This window comes from Acinetobacter sp. Res13-Abat-PEC15-P4-01 (assembly GCF_015676285.1).
GTDB lineage: Bacteria > Pseudomonadota > Gammaproteobacteria > Pseudomonadales > Moraxellaceae > Acinetobacter > Acinetobacter nematophilus.
In genome coordinates, this window is sequence record NZ_JADAIN010000017.1 from 1 (window position 1) to 14915 (window position 14915).

General features: G+C 37.9%; 16 protein-coding genes. 9 read left to right on the forward strand and 7 right to left on the reverse strand.

Annotated elements, in window-relative coordinates; genetic code table 11:
* Positions 1 to 462 precede the first annotated feature (462 nt).
* From IMO47_RS05925 to IMO47_RS05935, 3 genes are all read left to right on the forward strand, one after another.
* Positions 463 to 1635, forward strand: coding sequence for an iron-containing alcohol dehydrogenase (locus IMO47_RS05925; protein ID WP_196077598.1), 1173 nt, complete (start codon positions 463 to 465; stop codon positions 1633 to 1635).
* Positions 1636 to 1842: 207 nt separating this feature from the next.
* Entirely contained in the window at positions 1843 to 2685 is an 843-nt protein-coding gene (locus IMO47_RS05930) for an SDR family NAD(P)-dependent oxidoreductase (RefSeq protein ID WP_196077599.1), read from the forward strand.
* Positions 2686 to 2905: 220 nt separating this feature from the next.
* On the forward strand, positions 2906 to 3868 hold the full coding sequence (locus IMO47_RS05935; protein ID WP_196077600.1) for an alpha/beta hydrolase: 963 nt from the start codon (positions 2906 to 2908) through the stop codon (positions 3866 to 3868).
* A 55-nt stretch (positions 3869 to 3923) separates the two neighbouring features.
* Here the strand turns inward: IMO47_RS05935 and IMO47_RS05940 are convergent, their stop codons facing one another.
* A complete protein-coding gene (locus IMO47_RS05940) occupies positions 3924 to 5105 on the reverse strand; it encodes a transcriptional regulator (protein ID WP_196077601.1) in 1182 nt (393 codons plus the stop codon).
* Positions 5106 to 5463: 358 nt separating this feature from the next.
* On the opposite strand from IMO47_RS05940, the gene IMO47_RS05945 reads away from it, so the two are divergent.
* Complete coding sequence (locus IMO47_RS05945; RefSeq protein ID WP_196077602.1) at positions 5464 to 6975, forward strand: aldehyde dehydrogenase family protein; 1512 nt, start codon at positions 5464 to 5466, stop codon at positions 6973 to 6975.
* Positions 6976 to 7082: 107 nt separating this feature from the next.
* Here IMO47_RS05945 and IMO47_RS05950 read toward each other — a convergent pair whose 3' ends face one another.
* From IMO47_RS05950 to IMO47_RS05960, 3 genes are all read right to left on the reverse strand, one after another.
* The gene (locus tag IMO47_RS05950; RefSeq protein WP_196077603.1) at positions 7083 to 7421 is read right to left on the reverse strand and encodes a hypothetical protein; all 339 of its coding nucleotides are present in this window, start codon (positions 7419 to 7421) and stop codon (positions 7083 to 7085) included.
* An 84-nt stretch (positions 7422 to 7505) separates the two neighbouring features.
* On the reverse strand, positions 7506 to 7928 hold the full coding sequence (locus IMO47_RS05955) for a hypothetical protein (RefSeq protein ID WP_196077604.1): 423 nt from the start codon (positions 7926 to 7928) through the stop codon (positions 7506 to 7508).
* A gap of 53 nt (positions 7929 to 7981) precedes the next feature.
* A complete protein-coding gene (locus tag IMO47_RS05960; RefSeq protein WP_196077618.1) occupies positions 7982 to 8854 on the reverse strand; it encodes a LysR family transcriptional regulator in 873 nt (290 codons plus the stop codon).
* A gap of 137 nt (positions 8855 to 8991) precedes the next feature.
* On the opposite strand from IMO47_RS05960, the gene IMO47_RS05965 reads away from it, so the two are divergent.
* A complete protein-coding gene (locus IMO47_RS05965) occupies positions 8992 to 9909 on the forward strand; it encodes an AEC family transporter (RefSeq protein WP_196077605.1) in 918 nt (305 codons plus the stop codon).
* Positions 9910 to 10103: 194 nt separating this feature from the next.
* Here the strand turns inward: IMO47_RS05965 and IMO47_RS05970 are convergent, their stop codons facing one another.
* Complete coding sequence (locus tag IMO47_RS05970) at positions 10104 to 10697, reverse strand: 2-hydroxychromene-2-carboxylate isomerase (protein WP_196077606.1); 594 nt, start codon at positions 10695 to 10697, stop codon at positions 10104 to 10106.
* Positions 10698 to 10772: 75 nt separating this feature from the next.
* The gene (locus IMO47_RS05975; RefSeq protein ID WP_196077607.1) at positions 10773 to 11519 is read right to left on the reverse strand and encodes an SDR family oxidoreductase; all 747 of its coding nucleotides are present in this window, start codon (positions 11517 to 11519) and stop codon (positions 10773 to 10775) included.
* Positions 11520 to 11608: 89 nt separating this feature from the next.
* Between IMO47_RS05975 and IMO47_RS05980 the strand changes: the two genes are divergently transcribed.
* The 4 genes from IMO47_RS05980 (at position 11609) to IMO47_RS05995 (ending at position 14087) form a co-directional block, all read left to right on the forward strand.
* Entirely contained in the window at positions 11609 to 12175 is a 567-nt protein-coding gene (locus IMO47_RS05980; RefSeq protein WP_196077608.1) for a TetR/AcrR family transcriptional regulator, read from the forward strand.
* Between the two features lie 67 nt (positions 12176 to 12242).
* Positions 12243 to 12959 carry a glutamine amidotransferase gene (locus IMO47_RS05985; RefSeq protein WP_196077609.1) on the forward strand — a complete coding sequence of 239 codons (717 nt, stop codon included), beginning with the start codon at positions 12243 to 12245 and terminating at the stop codon, positions 12957 to 12959.
* A 200-nt stretch (positions 12960 to 13159) separates the two neighbouring features.
* Positions 13160 to 13432, forward strand: coding sequence for a DUF333 domain-containing protein (locus tag IMO47_RS05990; RefSeq protein WP_196077610.1), 273 nt, complete (start codon positions 13160 to 13162; stop codon positions 13430 to 13432).
* Positions 13433 to 13907: 475 nt separating this feature from the next.
* Entirely contained in the window at positions 13908 to 14087 is a 180-nt protein-coding gene (locus IMO47_RS05995; protein WP_196077611.1) for a hypothetical protein, read from the forward strand.
* 101 nt (positions 14088 to 14188) lie between these two features.
* Here the strand turns inward: IMO47_RS05995 and IMO47_RS06000 are convergent, their stop codons facing one another.
* Entirely contained in the window at positions 14189 to 14869 is a 681-nt protein-coding gene (locus tag IMO47_RS06000; RefSeq protein WP_196077612.1) for a superoxide dismutase, read from the reverse strand.
* Positions 14870 to 14915 lie beyond the last annotated feature (46 nt).

Below are 14915 nucleotides of genomic sequence, written 5' to 3' on the forward strand. Positions count from 1 at the left end.
ATTAACAATTATATAATATTTAAAAAGTCTATTTCCCAGTAAAAATACTAAAACAAAAATATCAAATATCTCACATAAAATTTCACTTTATATAAATTAAACACATTATCAAAAAGTGAGAATTTAATGATTTTTTATAAATCTCATACTTTGCTGTAAAAATATTCAGTTTTTTGCCATTTGAGCATCTGTCAAAACAAAAAATACCAAATAAAAAATTTTTTTGATCATTTTAACCGGATCTGATTCAAACCATCTAATTTGGGGCTGTAAGATTATAAAGAAAAACTTTATATCTTTTTTTAAACCATATAAATCATCATTTTATTTAGAAAAAAGACCGTTGTGTATTTGGTAGGTTTTTAGTAGGTATGCAATCTGGTCTGCAATATTGATACTCAATCTCAAGGTGAACAACACCGATTGGAAACATGACATAACAATGGTAAAAGGAATCGCACCATGGCTTTTAAAAATATTGCAGATCAAACAAACGGTTTTTATATCCCTTGCGTATCACTTTTTGGACCTGGCTGTGCCAAAGAAGTCGGTACAAAAGCACAAAATTTAGGGGCAAAAAAAGCGCTCATCGTCACCGATGCTGGTTTATTCAAATTTGGTGTTGCTGACATTATTGTTGGATATCTCAAGGAAGCAGGTGTAGAAAGTCACGTATTTCCAGGCGCAGAACCAAATCCTACAGATATTAACGTTCACAATGGCGTCAATGAATATAATCAAAACGGTTGTGATTTTATCGTTTCACTGGGTGGCGGGTCATCCCATGATTGTGCAAAAGGTATTGGTCTAGTTACAGCTGGTGGTGGTCATATCCGTGATTATGAAGGGATTGACCAAAGTAAAGTACCCATGACTCCCCTTGTTGCGATCAATACAACAGCAGGTACTGCTTCTGAAATGACGCGCTTCTGCATTATTACCAACACAGATACCCATGTCAAAATGGCGATTGTTGACTGGCGTTGTACCCCACTTGTTGCAATTGATGATCCAAAACTGATGATTGCAAAACCGGCTGCTTTAACAGCAGCAACAGGGATGGATGCTTTGACACATGCGGTAGAGGCTTATGTGTCGACTGCTGCAAATCCAATCACAGATGCCTGTGCAGAAAAAGCCATTTCGATGATCAGTGAATGGTTGCGTCCCGCAGTAGCGAATGGTGAAAATATCGAAGCACGTGATGCAATGGCATATGCACAATATTTAGCAGGTATGGCTTTCAACAATGCCTCACTGGGTTATGTACATGCAATGGCGCATCAACTTGGCGGTTTCTATAATCTTCCTCACGGCGTATGCAATGCGATTTTATTGCCGCACGTGTGTGAATTTAACTTAATTGCATGTCCTGATCGCTATGCAAAAATTGCACAGCTGATGGGTGTAGATACAGACGGTTTAACCACCACAGAAGCTGCTTTTGCAGCAATTGATGCAATCCGAGAATTATCAGCCTCTATTGGTATCCCATCGGGCTTGACAGAATTGGGAGTTAAAGCTGAGGATCATGCTGTGATGACATCGAATGCTCAAAAAGATGCCTGTATGTTAACAAATCCACGCAAAGCAACAGATGCTCAAGTAATTGCGATCTTCGAATCCGCAATGTAATTCATCACAGTTGCACTTTACTAGACTAATTTAGCGATTGGTTTTTGGCTAGCTCACGTTGTGTTCCGGAATATTGTTTCGACAATATTCCTTTTTTTATGTCTTTTTTAATATTAACCTAAAAATGACAATATCAATTGTCAAAAATATTGAAAATAGCAGCAACCCTGTCTATGATGCTTAAAACAAAAGCGGATTATTTTAGCAATGACAACAACAATCAAAACCATCGTTATCACGGGTGCAAATACTGGGATTGGACTCGCAACAGCTGAAGCATTTGTCAAAGAAGGTCATCATGTTATTCTTGCCTGCCGTAATCCCGAAAAAGCTCAAGAAGCCCAACAATACTTACAATCATTTGGGACAGGTCAGGTCGATCATATTACCCTTGATTTGAATAGTCTGGCGCAAATCAATGCGGCAGCGAATGAAATTATATCCAAATATTCCAAAATAGATGTATTGGTAAATAATGCAGGTATGATGACGCCCCAACTTGAAGCAACGGAAGATGGCTTTGAAAAACAGATCGGTGTGAATTTTCTCGGACCATTCTTATGGACACTCAAGCTACTTCCACTTGTTCAAAACTCAGCGCAGGGGCGCATCATCAATTTAGCGTCCATGATGCATGTACTGGGCAATATCAAACCAGAAATTTTTAAAGCTGATCAAATTAAAAAATACAATGGTGTGTTGAGTTACGCAAACAGCAAACTAGCTAATTTATTATTCAGCAATATTCTTGCTCAACAGCTACAAGGAACCAATGTCACCAGCAATGCATTACATCCAGGTGGTGTTGACTCAGAAATTTATCGCGAACTGCCGAAATGGCAATATGCAATCATTAAACTCGGACTAATTCCCCCTTCAAAACCTGCCGAATTAATAAAAAAAATGGCTTTTGATCCATCATGGTCAAAACGCAATGGGGACTATGCGAGTCTACAAACACCAGCTTTTCGTTCAACAAAAGCAAAAAATATGCAACTTGCCCAACAACTGTATGATGTCGCTTATAATCTTGTAAAAGATTATCTTTAATTTTCGGATGTTATAAGCGTCTGTTGACATTTCAACCCAATATTGCCTTATCGGTTAAAACCTGATAAGGCATGAAATACTGGCAATGACCATCCCCTTGTCAAACTTCATAACGCAGTTTATGGTGGTTTAATTATAGCCCTATAGCGCAGGGATATTTTTTGCAAGCATCTGTGAAGTCGAAATAAATACTAAGCAAATAAATATACAGGAATTCACCATGACCACTCAAATTCCACAATACCAAGCAGATATTCTTGGTGCAGGTTATGAACAACTGACTTTGAATTTTCCTGATGATTATGAAGGGAAAGTCACTGCAACGTTAGTCCGCAAGCAAGCATCTCAATCGACACAGAAAGCTGTGCTTTATATTCACGGCTTTATTGACTATTTTTTTCAAACTGAAATGGCCGAACAATTCAATCAACATGGTTATGATTTTTATGCGCTTGATTTAAGAAAATATGGACGTTCCCATCTGCCCCATCAAAAATATTACTATGTTCTTAATCTAAACGAATATGATGAAGAAATTACCAAAGCATTGGAAATGATTGGACAAGAAGGTCATACCGAGGTTGTGTTAGCAGGACATTCTACAGGAGGATTAATTTCGACCTTGTATGCCGCACACAATCCACAGCACCCGCTGCTTCATGCTTTATGGTGTAATAGTCCATTTTATGATTTCAACATGCCTTCTTGGAAAAAAAAATTGGCACTACCAAGACTCAGTGCATTGGGTAAGCATTTACCAAATTTAAAATTTCCAAGTGAATTAAATAAATGGTACGTCACGAGTTTACATCAAGATTTAGGGGGAGAATGGAACTTTAGTCTAGAGTGGAAAAAGAAAACTTATCCAAAAGTGTATTTAAGCTTTGTCCATGCGATTTTTGAAGCACAAAAAGAAATTCACCAGGGGGTAAAACTCAATATACCGAGCTTAATTATGCATTCACATAAAACCACCTATCCCAAAAAATTCAATCGGGATGCACAATCCACAGATGTCATTTTAGAAGTAAAAGACATCATCAAATATGCCAACAAAATTCAGGGGGATGTAAATGTGATGACGATACAGAACGGTTTACATGATCTAGTTTTATCTGCTCCCCCAGTAAGAGCACAAGTCTATCAACAACTTTTTGCCTGGCTCGCACAAAAACATAACTAATCTGAACGGGTTCAATCATGCAATTTTATGTGCTGATAGCGTAAAAGCCTGCCAATCAATGCTCATCTTTATATTTTGTGAGCATCTGATGGGCAGGATGCCCGACCGGTGTTAACTCGATCAAGCGCTCTACTGCATCTATTGCCTCAGGGAAGTGCGCTAAATGTTTCAATAACACATCCGTTTCACTGGCTTTAAAAATCGCTTCGCTCAATCGTGATTCCAGACAATCTCGCCATGCAGATAAAAAGGGACTTTCTGTCTTCGCTAAAAACACACCTTTGCATAATTTTAATGCGGATTCGATATAACCTGCATCCAATGCATTTTCAGCCTGCAAGAAGTCAGCTTCAACATGAGCCAGCAGTCGATATGGTCGAGACCCTAACATTCCCCCTAAAATATCTCGCAGTTGAGACATTTCTGCTTTCAATGTACCCACACTGACTTTACGTTCACCATATAACGCCTGATGTAAATTTTCTAAATTCATCCCCTGTGGGCATAGCGCGAGTATGGTCAAAATCTCGATTTGACGTGGCGTCAAGACCACAATCTTACCGTTGAATAAAACTTGCGGCACAGCAAAAGCGCGAATGAATAAATGTTGTTGCTGGAATTCAAGTAATGCGGATTGAATAATTGAAGCACAACGTTCAGCAGCCAGTAAACCCAAACTGTTGTGATAGTTCCATGTTGTTGAAAGATCAATCACTCCTAAAACTTGCTTGGAATATGGATCTATAATCGGTGATGCATAACATACCCAATCATGCACAGAAGACATAAAATGTTCATTGGAAAAAACACAACTCGATTGCTGGGTTTTTAATGAAAGCGCCAAGGCATTCGTTCCAACCAAATCCTCTCGCCACTGCCCACCTGCAATAAAATGCACGCGTTCTGCTGCATTCCGCATTTGACCACTTGCAGCTGACCAAATGATTGTACTACCGATATCCCCTACAGCAGCCACCATTGCAGATTGTTCCGCAATATGCGTCAATTCATCACTGCAATGTTCAATCGCTCTTTCCAATACAGTTTTACGATCTTGCTTGACACTCATCAAAGGCGCAGCTTCTCGATCTTTCGGAATTGCAGCTGAATTGGAACGCTGCCATGAACTCAAAATACTCTGTCCCAGTTGATCAGCATGTTTTAATGACAAACTACTACTTTGACGTAACTGTTCAATTAAACTTCGTTTATGTGCTAACTCTTGTTGGCTTAACATACGCTACATTCCTCTGTAATTTGTCCAAAAATACCTATTCCCTACTGTTATTTTTATCCAACGGAACTGCCTATAAATCACTCTAGCACACTATCAACTTTACATTCACTTTGGTCAACACAACTCATACCAAAGCGTTAGAATAAAATCTTTTTTTGTCAATATTTAGCTACTTTTCAACAAACAAGAAAACACTTTCAAAAATTAAATCATAGCGCAAATATCCCAGTATTTTCATCCAACCTTTCTCCTACCTTTGACTCTCTATGCTCAAGCTATCATGTAAACAATCACTGTTGATACATGCAATATCCAGCAAATCATGAAAGATCATGAAAATAAGTAAAGGGATACTCTTATGCGTTATGTCGATCCAAATCAACCTGGTTCAAAGGTTCAGTTTAAAGCTCAATATGAAAACTTTATTGATGGCAAATGGGTAGCACCCGTCAAAGGTCAATACTTTGACAATATCTCACCCGTTGACGGTAAAGCTTTTACCAAAATTCCACGATCTTCTGCTGAAGATATCGAACTTGCCTTAGATGCTGCGCATAAAGCGAAAGCATCATGGAACAAAGCCTCTCCAACAACACGCTCTAATTTGCTGTTAAAAATTGCAGATCGTCTAGAACAGAATTTAGAGTTACTGGCAGTTGCTGAAACATGGGAAAATGGTAAACCAATTCGCGAAACACTTGCTGCGGATATTCCTTTGGCAATTGACCACTTCCGCTATTTTGCAGGGTGTTTACGTGCTCAGGAAGGAGGCATATCCGAGATTGATGAAGATACGATTGCCTATCATTTTCACGAGCCTTTAGGGGTAGTAGGTCAAATTATTCCATGGAATTTCCCTATTCTCATGGCTGCATGGAAGCTTGCACCTGCCCTTGCAGCAGGTAACTGTGTGGTTTTAAAACCTGCTGAACAAACGCCATCAAGTATTTTAGTCGTTGCTGAACTGATCCAAGACATTCTACCGCCAGGGGTATTGAATATCGTCAATGGTTATGGTGTTGAAGTAGGTCGCCCACTCGCAACCAATCCACGCATTGCTAAAATTGCATTTACAGGTTCGACAGCTGTTGGACAGATGATTATGCAATATGCAACCGAAAATATTATTCCTGTTACGCTTGAACTTGGCGGTAAATCTCCAAACCTTTTCTTTGAAGATGTGATGGATAAAGATGATGATTATTTAGACAAAGCACTTGAAGGTTTTGCAATGTTTGCATTGAACCAAGGTGAAGTGTGTACTTGTCCATCTCGTGCACTGGTTCAGGAAAGTATCGCCGATAAATTCTTGGAGTTGGCGGTAGAACGGGTAAAACGCATCAAGACGGGTCACCCTCTCGATACAGATACCATGATTGGAGCTCAAGCTTCTGAAGAGCAGCACAATAAAATTCTGGGTTGTATCGCGACTGGTCGTGCTGAAGGTGCGCAACTGCTTACAGGCGGTAGCGATCGCCAAGAAGTTGGGCAAGGTTTCTATATTGAACCAACGATTTTTAAAGGCGATAACAGCATGAAAATTTTCCAAGAAGAAATTTTTGGACCTGTATTGTCTGTCGCAACGTTTAAAGATTATGATGAAGCAATCAAAATTGCCAACGATACGATGTATGGTTTAGGTGCCGGTGTATGGTCACGTTCTGCACATACCTCCTATCGCGCGGGTCGTGCGATTGAAGCTGGTCGTGTATGGACCAACTGTTACCATATCTACCCTGCACATGCAGCATTTGGTGGTTATAAAAAGTCAGGTATCGGTCGTGAAAATCACAAGATGATGTTAGATCACTATCAGCAGACCAAAAATTTATTGGTCAGCTACTCAACAAAAGCAATGGGCTTCTTCTAAGTTCTTACTTGATTTTAATCCATAAAAAGCGAACTGCGGTTCGCTTTTTTGCTTGAATGATTTAAATGTTTAAGCATGGTTTTATCTTAAATAACCCGTTCAGATTTTTATTCTACTGCAGGATTTAACCAGACATCTTCATAGCCATGTTCATCAATAATAACGTGAAAGCCTTGTTCAAGCGCCAAATAAGGTAAAATTTTAGGTAGGTATTCTTGTAGATGGGATACATGCATCGCTTGATAAAAATCAGATGCTGAAGAATATTCCCCACAATGGATGAACCAAGATACATTTTCTTCTTTTTCAAGAAGGATACGCACTGCATAAATTGGTTGTTGACCTAAACTTTGCATGGCAAAAGCCACCATTTCCCCGCCATCAAGCGGGATATATTTTGAATTATATTTTTCACAGATTTGCTTTTGTAAATCTTCCAAACGCATCGATCAAAACCCATAACACCCAATATCAACACTCACTGTTTTTAGCGATAAAACAATCATTTCATGATGGGTTTATTCAACAGTTTACCTATATTTCCGCCACAATATTTTTATGACTTCAAAACTATAGCCGAGTGTAGCTCTTAAATTCAACATCAACAACATGGTTAGAAATACAAGCCCAAACATGGCTATTCGCTGTGCATGAAAACTCTGATCCCACAGCAGTTTATATCTATTCAAAGTTAAATATAGAACTATAAACAACCCATAAAAGAACAATTGAAAGTAGATTTTATGGCTGAACTTCTTTTCCACGATATCGCTCAATGCTAAAGACATGAAAAATGCAGAAAATGCGGTAAAAAATAGAAAACCTAGTACCCATAAGACCTCAAAACTTTTGATCGAACCAATTACCCACAAACACAGATTGGCAACAACGAGGCAAAATACAAACGCTTTTTGGGGTTGTTCTAGTAATTTATAGAATAACTGAGCCATCATATTTTCCACCTTTTTGCGAAACATCCAAAGAGATTGTTACTTTCAATAACGCCTTAAACTGTTTGTGCAATATCAATAAATGCCTGTGCAATTGGAGTGATCTGCTTTTTATTCTTTACAGCCAAACCTATGGATCGCTTTATGTTGGGAGACAAAGGCATTTTTTGTACATTGGGGAAAAGGGTCATCAAATCCTTGTTCAATGCCATATCTGCAACAATGGATACGCCAGCATTATTATTTACCATATTAATGATGGTTAAAATTTGCGAAAAATAGCTTTTAATTTTTGGACTTAAATTTGCTTTTCTAAACATCTCCGTCACATGATTCTGGCTACCCGCTGAAGTCATCAAAAAAGGATATTCGACCAATTCATTTAATCTCACAGCACTGTGTTGTGCCAATGGGTTAGACTTGGGAATAAGTGCAATAAAAATATCCTCAATGACAGGAAAAGTATCAAAACGCTCTTCTGGCAATACCACAAAGCCTACATCGATTGTGCGGTCATGAATCCATTGTGAAATGTCTTTGTCTGTGCCCTCTTTGATAAAGACTTCAATATTGGGAAACTGGAAACTGAATTTTTCCAGTATCAAGGGAATGAGTACATTAGAAGAAGATGCACCAAAAGACCCAATTCTCAACGTGCCTGAATGAAAACCATGTATATCAGAGATTTCTTGCTTTAAAAGATTTGAAATATTGAGAATTTCTTTGACATGCACCAAAAGCCTGATTCCAACTTCAGTCAGCTCAACTTCATTATGATTGCGATAAAACAGAGTCACAGCCCATTCTTGCTCCAGGACTTTGATTGCATGGGAAATTGCAGACTGGGTAATTTGCAAACGTTGTGCAGCCACCGTAAAACTTTTTTGTTCAGCCAGCACGGCAAAGATGCTGAGTTGAGTAAATGTCATGGCGACTCTATCCATGAGTAAAAACTCATTTTACCATGAATAGGCATAAGTCATATTCTTTATCTTAAGTTATACAAGCCTCGCTTAAACACGTCCCAAAATTACTCGTTTGACCAATTTTGTATAGAGCATTCATCATGTTGCAAATGATTCAAATTCTGTTTCCATCTATTGCATTAATTGGTTTGGGTTTTTATCTATTCCAATCTGGCACGCTTGATGAAAAATTCTGGAATGGCGCAGAAAAGCTCAATTACTATATTTTATTTCCAGCCTTGTTATTTAGCTCTCTGGCCAATGCTGATATGAATATGGGACATCTACACAGTATTCTGGGCATGATTTTTTTAGTGATGATGCTGATCGTTGGCAGTGTCTATCTTTTGGCAGGATTAACGCAAGCACCCGCAGCACAGATTGGTGTATACATGCAAAGCTTGATTCGTTTTAATACCTACTTAGGATTATCTATTGCGACAAGTCTGAACAATCCGGAAATCAAAAGTATATTGGTCAACATTCTTGCGATCGCAATTCCTGCGGTCAATGTAATTTCCATTCTTTCATTAAGCCCTAAAAATCAGTTAAACATTAGAGCTATCTTTTTTTCTTTGATTAAAAATCCATTGATTAGCTCATGCATTCTTGGCATGGCATTTAACTTACTGCATATTCCAATTTGGTCAGGTTTTACAAATTTACTCAGTGCCTTTTCCAGCAGTAGTCTAATGCTAGGGCTGTTATGTGTGGGAACCGCAATACAATTTTCAACGCTCAAGCATTATCTGAAAAAATCACTGGTGATTAGCCTAATCAGATTACTGATTATTCCACTCCTCGCATTTATCATCATGCAATTATTTGCTTTAGATGCTTCAGCAGTGATTGCCATCATGATTTTCTTTTCGATTCCAACCGCGTCATCCGCCTATATTTTAACCAAATTATTAAATGGCGATTACCAACTGATGGCGGCAACCATCAGTATGCAAACTGTATTGTCTGTATTTACTCTAGCGCTGATTCTTGGGTTGTTACAACATTTTTATTATTGAAGCTTGAATCATGGATGAGAAATGTTGCTCAAGTAAATATTGAAAATAAGCTTTTCACGTGTACAAGATATTCTGAAATCTGCTGAATAAATGATAAAAAGTGAAATGGCTACATTACAGCAATCTCTATCATATATCGAAATGGTCTTGTTACTTCATCAACAACGATACATTTATCAATCATAAAAATCACCTCATGATTTATTCAATTCCATTTCCACAAAATGCAGATGATCCACCCCCCAAAACATTTCATTGCCTACAAACCACGTGGGTGCACCAAACACACCTCGTTCAATCGCCTCTTCAGTCATCTGCTTTAACTGCAGTTTAACTTGATCATCGGATAGCCAGATTTGCACCTGTTCGGCACTAAAGCCAAGTGATTCAATCAAGCTCATTAATATATCCATATCATTTAAATTTTGCGGATGTCCAAACATGGCATCAAACAAAGCATTCAATACTGTTAAAAAACATTCAGGGCGATAAAGCTGAACCGCAGTAATTATTCGCATCAAATTCAGCGTATTTATAGGAAAATATGGATTCATTTGGATTGAAATATCCCATAAATTTGACCAACGCTGCATATCAACCATTGAATAGCGGGCTTTGGCAGGGACAGTCATGGGACTACTATTTCCAGTTGCTTTAAATACCCCACCGAGTAATATGGGTTTCCAAACCAATTGTGCTTGATGCTGTTTTGCAATTTTCTGAATCTGATAAAAACCAAGATAGCTGTATGGGCTTCCTAGATCAAAATAAAATTCAATCTGTTTCATATTCTGTCATCCTCTAGCCAACTCGGCTTATTATTCTAAAAAATCCCTGAGTAAAACTTTCTTTTAGAAAGTCACTTACCATTTCTCAATCCAAGGTCTTAAATCCAATTCATGGGTCCATGAGTCTCTTGGCTGCTGTGCAATATGCCAATAGTTCTCTGCGATATGTTCAGGATTCAAGATACCATCCTGATCTTTCTTTTCATAAATTTGCGGGAAAGAATTTTTAATAAAGTCAGTATCGATTGCACCGTCTACTACAACATGCGCCACATGAATATTGTGTGGACCTAGCTCACGAGCCATACTTTGTGCAAGTGCCCGAAGTGCATGCTTTGCTCCAGAAAATGCTGAAAAATATGCAGCTCCACGCAACCCAGCAGTTGCACCAGTAAAAATAATGGTCCCTTGTCGTCGTGTGACCATACGCTTCGCAGCTTCACGCCCAGTTAAAAAAGCCGCAAAACATGCCATTTCCCAAATTTTAAAATATTTACGTGCTGTTTCTTCGAGAATACTGCATGGTACATTTGCTCCAATATTAAAAACCAGAACTTCGATTTGTCCAATATTATTTTCAATATCCTCAATCAATTGAACAACCTGTTCCTCTTTGCGAGCATCTGAGGCAAAGCCATATGCACGACCACCAGCCGCTTCAATTTCTTCAATCAAGGGTGTTAGTTTTTCAGCATTACGCCGTGTCATACAGCTGATATACCCCCCCTGAGCAAAGCGCTTGGCTATTGCTCCTCCTGTTGCATCTCCAGCACCAATGACCAACGCGACTTTATTATTGTGTCCTTGAATATGATCTTGCATAAGCTCATTCCTTTACATAACGATCGTTATTATAACGATTACTATGTTATAGTTTTAAAATAAGGTCAAGAAAAGATTGATGTAAAATTATGCGATACCAGTCTGGATATAAAGCAGAAAAAAGGAAGCAACTTCTTGAAGTTAGTGGGCAACTCGCTAAAAAGAATGGCTTTGCTGCAACCGGTATAGACGGATTCATGAAAGCTGCAGGCGTAACGAGCGGAGCATTCTATTCACACTTTTCGTCTAAACAGGATTTATTCAAGGCACTTGTAGAAAATGAGCTAAAAGACAGTATTGCAAAATGGCAAAACAATCCATACGACCAAGCAGAACAATGGCTAGAGTTCGAACTGAATCGGTACCTATCAGTTTCACATGTCGAGCATGCTGAGTATGGTTGTATTTTACCTGCTTTAGCCACTGAAATTTCCCGTTCAGACCTAGATATTAAACAGCTCTATCAAAAAGAATTACAACGCGGGCATGCGTTATTTTCTAAACATTTAGCCAGTGATGAAAAAGCTTGGGCTGTTTTATGCCAATTGGTCGGTGCAATTCTTATGGCGCGTAGCATTGCAGATGAAGAGATCAAGTTGGTCATTTTAGAATCGAGTAAAAAAATGATACAGGCAATGTTGCAAATTAAAGCATAAACTGCGTGTTCAAGGATGTATAAACTGGTATAAATAGCAATAAGCTTACTTAATCCACTGTCAAATTATGGCTACTTCTAACACAACGCTTCCCAAAACGATTTATGCCATCCAACATTTAGCGTTTGAAGATCTAGGAACTCTCGAAGATACTTTTTATGAACTCGGTTATCGTGTTCGTTATTTTGAAGCAGGCGTTGATAATTTAAAACCCGCACTTGAGTTTGAAGGACTAACCATTATTTTAGGTGGACCGATTGGAGTTTATGAGACGGATGATTACCCTTTCTTAAATGATGAAATTAGCTATCTTGAACAACGTATCGCTAGAAACCTCCCGACTATTGGAATTTGTTTAGGTGCTCAATTAATTGCGCATACACTCGGGGCAAAAGTGTATCCAGGACATCAAAAAGAAATTGGATGGAGCAGGTTAAAACTTAGCTTGGTAAAGAACAATCCATTATTACCGCTAGCCAATCAGGAAGTTCTACACTGGCATGGGGATAGTTTTGACTTACCCATTTCTGCTGAATTACTCGCAAGCTCATCGGTGTATACCAATCAAGCTTTCAGAGTTGGGCAAAATATTCTTGCCTTACAATTTCATCTGGAAGTTGCCGCGGAATACATGGAAAAATGGTTGATTGGCCATACCTGTGAACTGCGTCAAGCAGGTATAAATATTTCTCAACTGCGAGCAGATAATAAAACTTATGCTCCTCACTTAGAATTAAAGGCGCCTCTTGTTATTGAGCATTACCTCAAAAACTTTGATCAATAATTTCCTTGATTAATTTAGGCAAATATTAGGATTAACAATATTTGCCTCCAATAAATGACTCATCTTTGATCAATATAAAAACCTTTGAATGGGCAACGATAAAGAATGTCTAATTTGTGCGTAATAGATAACATATTAAATACATTGCGTCGAATTGAGGGTTTTATAATTTATCCTTCAAAACTTATATCCATGTAGCAATGAAAAAAATACTGATTGGAGCAGCTTTGCTCACTACGATGCTGATTTCAGCTTGTTCAACACCTGAAGTGAAAAAAACACCTGAACCTCAATCTCTTGGCATGGCAAACCCTGCCAGCGTTTACTGTAATAAAGTGGGCGGTACATCAATTGTCAAGAAAGATTCACGTGGTAATGAAGTCGGATATTGTCGTTTAGCCGATGGCAAAGTCGTAGAAGAATGGGAGTTATTTAGAAGTGCGCAGCAAGAAGACCCAAAAGCACAGCCATAACAAACGCTAAATGAATGCCTAACGTTTTAATGCCATGACAACATCTTGTTGTCATGGCATTATTTTTTCTCAGCCCTATGATATTTCAGTTTTGATTATCTCAATAAGCAAATGAAATTATGGAAGGGATTAAAAATATAATTTTCAATTGATTTTTACTTCTATACATCGTCTGCATAACAAAAGTGCTAGAAAATATATAATTTTTTCCAAAGATAAAATCTTAAAACTCTGATGCTAAAACATTAGCTTAAATAAAAGAAAGCACTATTGCTAAAATAAACTTACAAATTTTGCGTTGTTTTTAGTCTAGATACCACGTAAACCCAATGAAAGAGTAGATTTAATGATCTTATTCATATGCACTTAACATCTTTCGCTTAGATTTCATTAGATCTAGAATTAATGTAAAATATTGTTATTGATTATCATTATCAATTAAACCTTATTATACTTACCCCGCGAGGAATGTCTCATGAGCAATATCCTACTCAAAGTTATTTTGATCATATCTTTTATTATTGCCTTGCTCGGTATCCTGGCTGGACTTTATCTGTCTGATCTCATCATCTTGTTTGTCGGGATTCTAGCGATTGTAGCAACTGTATTAGCATTTCTAGAACTTAGAAAGAATCGCTACAACCCTTTTCATTAGATGTGCAATATATCTATTCAATAAAAATGATTTTATTTCTCATCCTCCCTCCTTTTATCCCAGAATTTTAAAAACCGCTCGAAAATGGTTTCACTGGTGGATTATTTGATTGCCTGCGCATAACGATCACTGACTTTTTTCCAATTCACAACAGTCCAAAATGCTTTGGTATAATCTGCCCTGCGGTTTTGATATTTTAAATAATAAGCATGTTCCCATACATCCAATCCCAATAATGGCGTTCCTTTTAGTTCGGTAATATCCATCAAAGGATTATCTTGGTTGGCTGTAGAACTCACTGTCAATTTACCACTCGGTTGCACAATCAACCAAGCCCAACCTGAACCGAATCTTCCTGTTGCAGCTTCATTGAATTCAGTCTGAAAATTTTCAAAAGAGCCGAAATCTTTTTTTATCTGTTTTAATAATTTCATTGAAGGCTTTCCTGAAAATTCAGTGGGAGATAAGCTTTCCCAAAAAAATGTATGTTTAAAATGTCCACCAGCATTGTTACGCACTGCTGTATTGTATTTTGAAATTTGTGCTTGAACAGCCTCTATACTGAGCTGATCCAGATCAGGATAATTCTTAATTTGCGCATTTAAATTATCAACATAGGCTTTGTGATGTTTACCATAATGAATTTCCATGGTGGTTGCATCTATTGCAGGCTCCAATGCATTCGCACCATAAGGTAATGCTAATTGCTTAAACTCAGCATTTGCTGAGAAACTGAACCCCAAAGTAACCGCAAGCACTGCCACTTTTAACTTCATCTTCATTGGATCAACACCTCAAATGATAATTAAAATCATTTACAAAATATAA

Excerpts from the sequence above, each read along its gene's own strand:
- IMO47_RS05925 (WP_196077598.1), top strand. The coding sequence starts at position 463 with ATGGCTTTTAAAAATATTGCAGATCAAACAAACGGTTTTTATATCCCT.
- IMO47_RS05930 (WP_196077599.1), top strand. The coding sequence starts at position 1,843 with ATGACAACAACAATCAAAACCATCGTTATCACGGGTGCAAATACTGGG.
- IMO47_RS05935 (WP_196077600.1), top strand. The coding sequence starts at position 2,906 with ATGACCACTCAAATTCCACAATACCAAGCAGATATTCTTGGTGCAGGT.
- IMO47_RS05940 (WP_196077601.1), bottom strand. The coding sequence starts at position 5,105 with ATGTTAAGCCAACAAGAGTTAGCACATAAACGAAGTTTAATTGAACAG.
- IMO47_RS05945 (WP_196077602.1), top strand. The coding sequence starts at position 5,464 with ATGCGTTATGTCGATCCAAATCAACCTGGTTCAAAGGTTCAGTTTAAA.
- IMO47_RS05950 (WP_196077603.1), bottom strand. The coding sequence starts at position 7,421 with ATGCGTTTGGAAGATTTACAAAAGCAAATCTGTGAAAAATATAATTCA.
- IMO47_RS05955 (WP_196077604.1), bottom strand. The coding sequence starts at position 7,928 with ATGATGGCTCAGTTATTCTATAAATTACTAGAACAACCCCAAAAAGCG.
- IMO47_RS05960 (WP_196077618.1), bottom strand. The coding sequence starts at position 8,854 with ATGACATTTACTCAACTCAGCATCTTTGCCGTGCTGGCTGAACAAAAA.
- IMO47_RS05965 (WP_196077605.1), top strand. The coding sequence starts at position 8,992 with ATGTTGCAAATGATTCAAATTCTGTTTCCATCTATTGCATTAATTGGT.
- IMO47_RS05970 (WP_196077606.1), bottom strand. The coding sequence starts at position 10,697 with ATGAAACAGATTGAATTTTATTTTGATCTAGGAAGCCCATACAGCTAT.
- IMO47_RS05975 (WP_196077607.1), bottom strand. The coding sequence starts at position 11,519 with ATGCAAGATCATATTCAAGGACACAATAATAAAGTCGCGTTGGTCATT.
- IMO47_RS05980 (WP_196077608.1), top strand. The coding sequence starts at position 11,609 with ATGCGATACCAGTCTGGATATAAAGCAGAAAAAAGGAAGCAACTTCTT.
- IMO47_RS05985 (WP_196077609.1), top strand. The coding sequence starts at position 12,243 with ATGGCTACTTCTAACACAACGCTTCCCAAAACGATTTATGCCATCCAA.
- IMO47_RS05990 (WP_196077610.1), top strand. The coding sequence starts at position 13,160 with ATGAAAAAAATACTGATTGGAGCAGCTTTGCTCACTACGATGCTGATT.
- IMO47_RS05995 (WP_196077611.1), top strand. The coding sequence starts at position 13,908 with ATGAGCAATATCCTACTCAAAGTTATTTTGATCATATCTTTTATTATT.
- IMO47_RS06000 (WP_196077612.1), bottom strand. The coding sequence starts at position 14,869 with ATGAAGATGAAGTTAAAAGTGGCAGTGCTTGCGGTTACTTTGGGGTTC.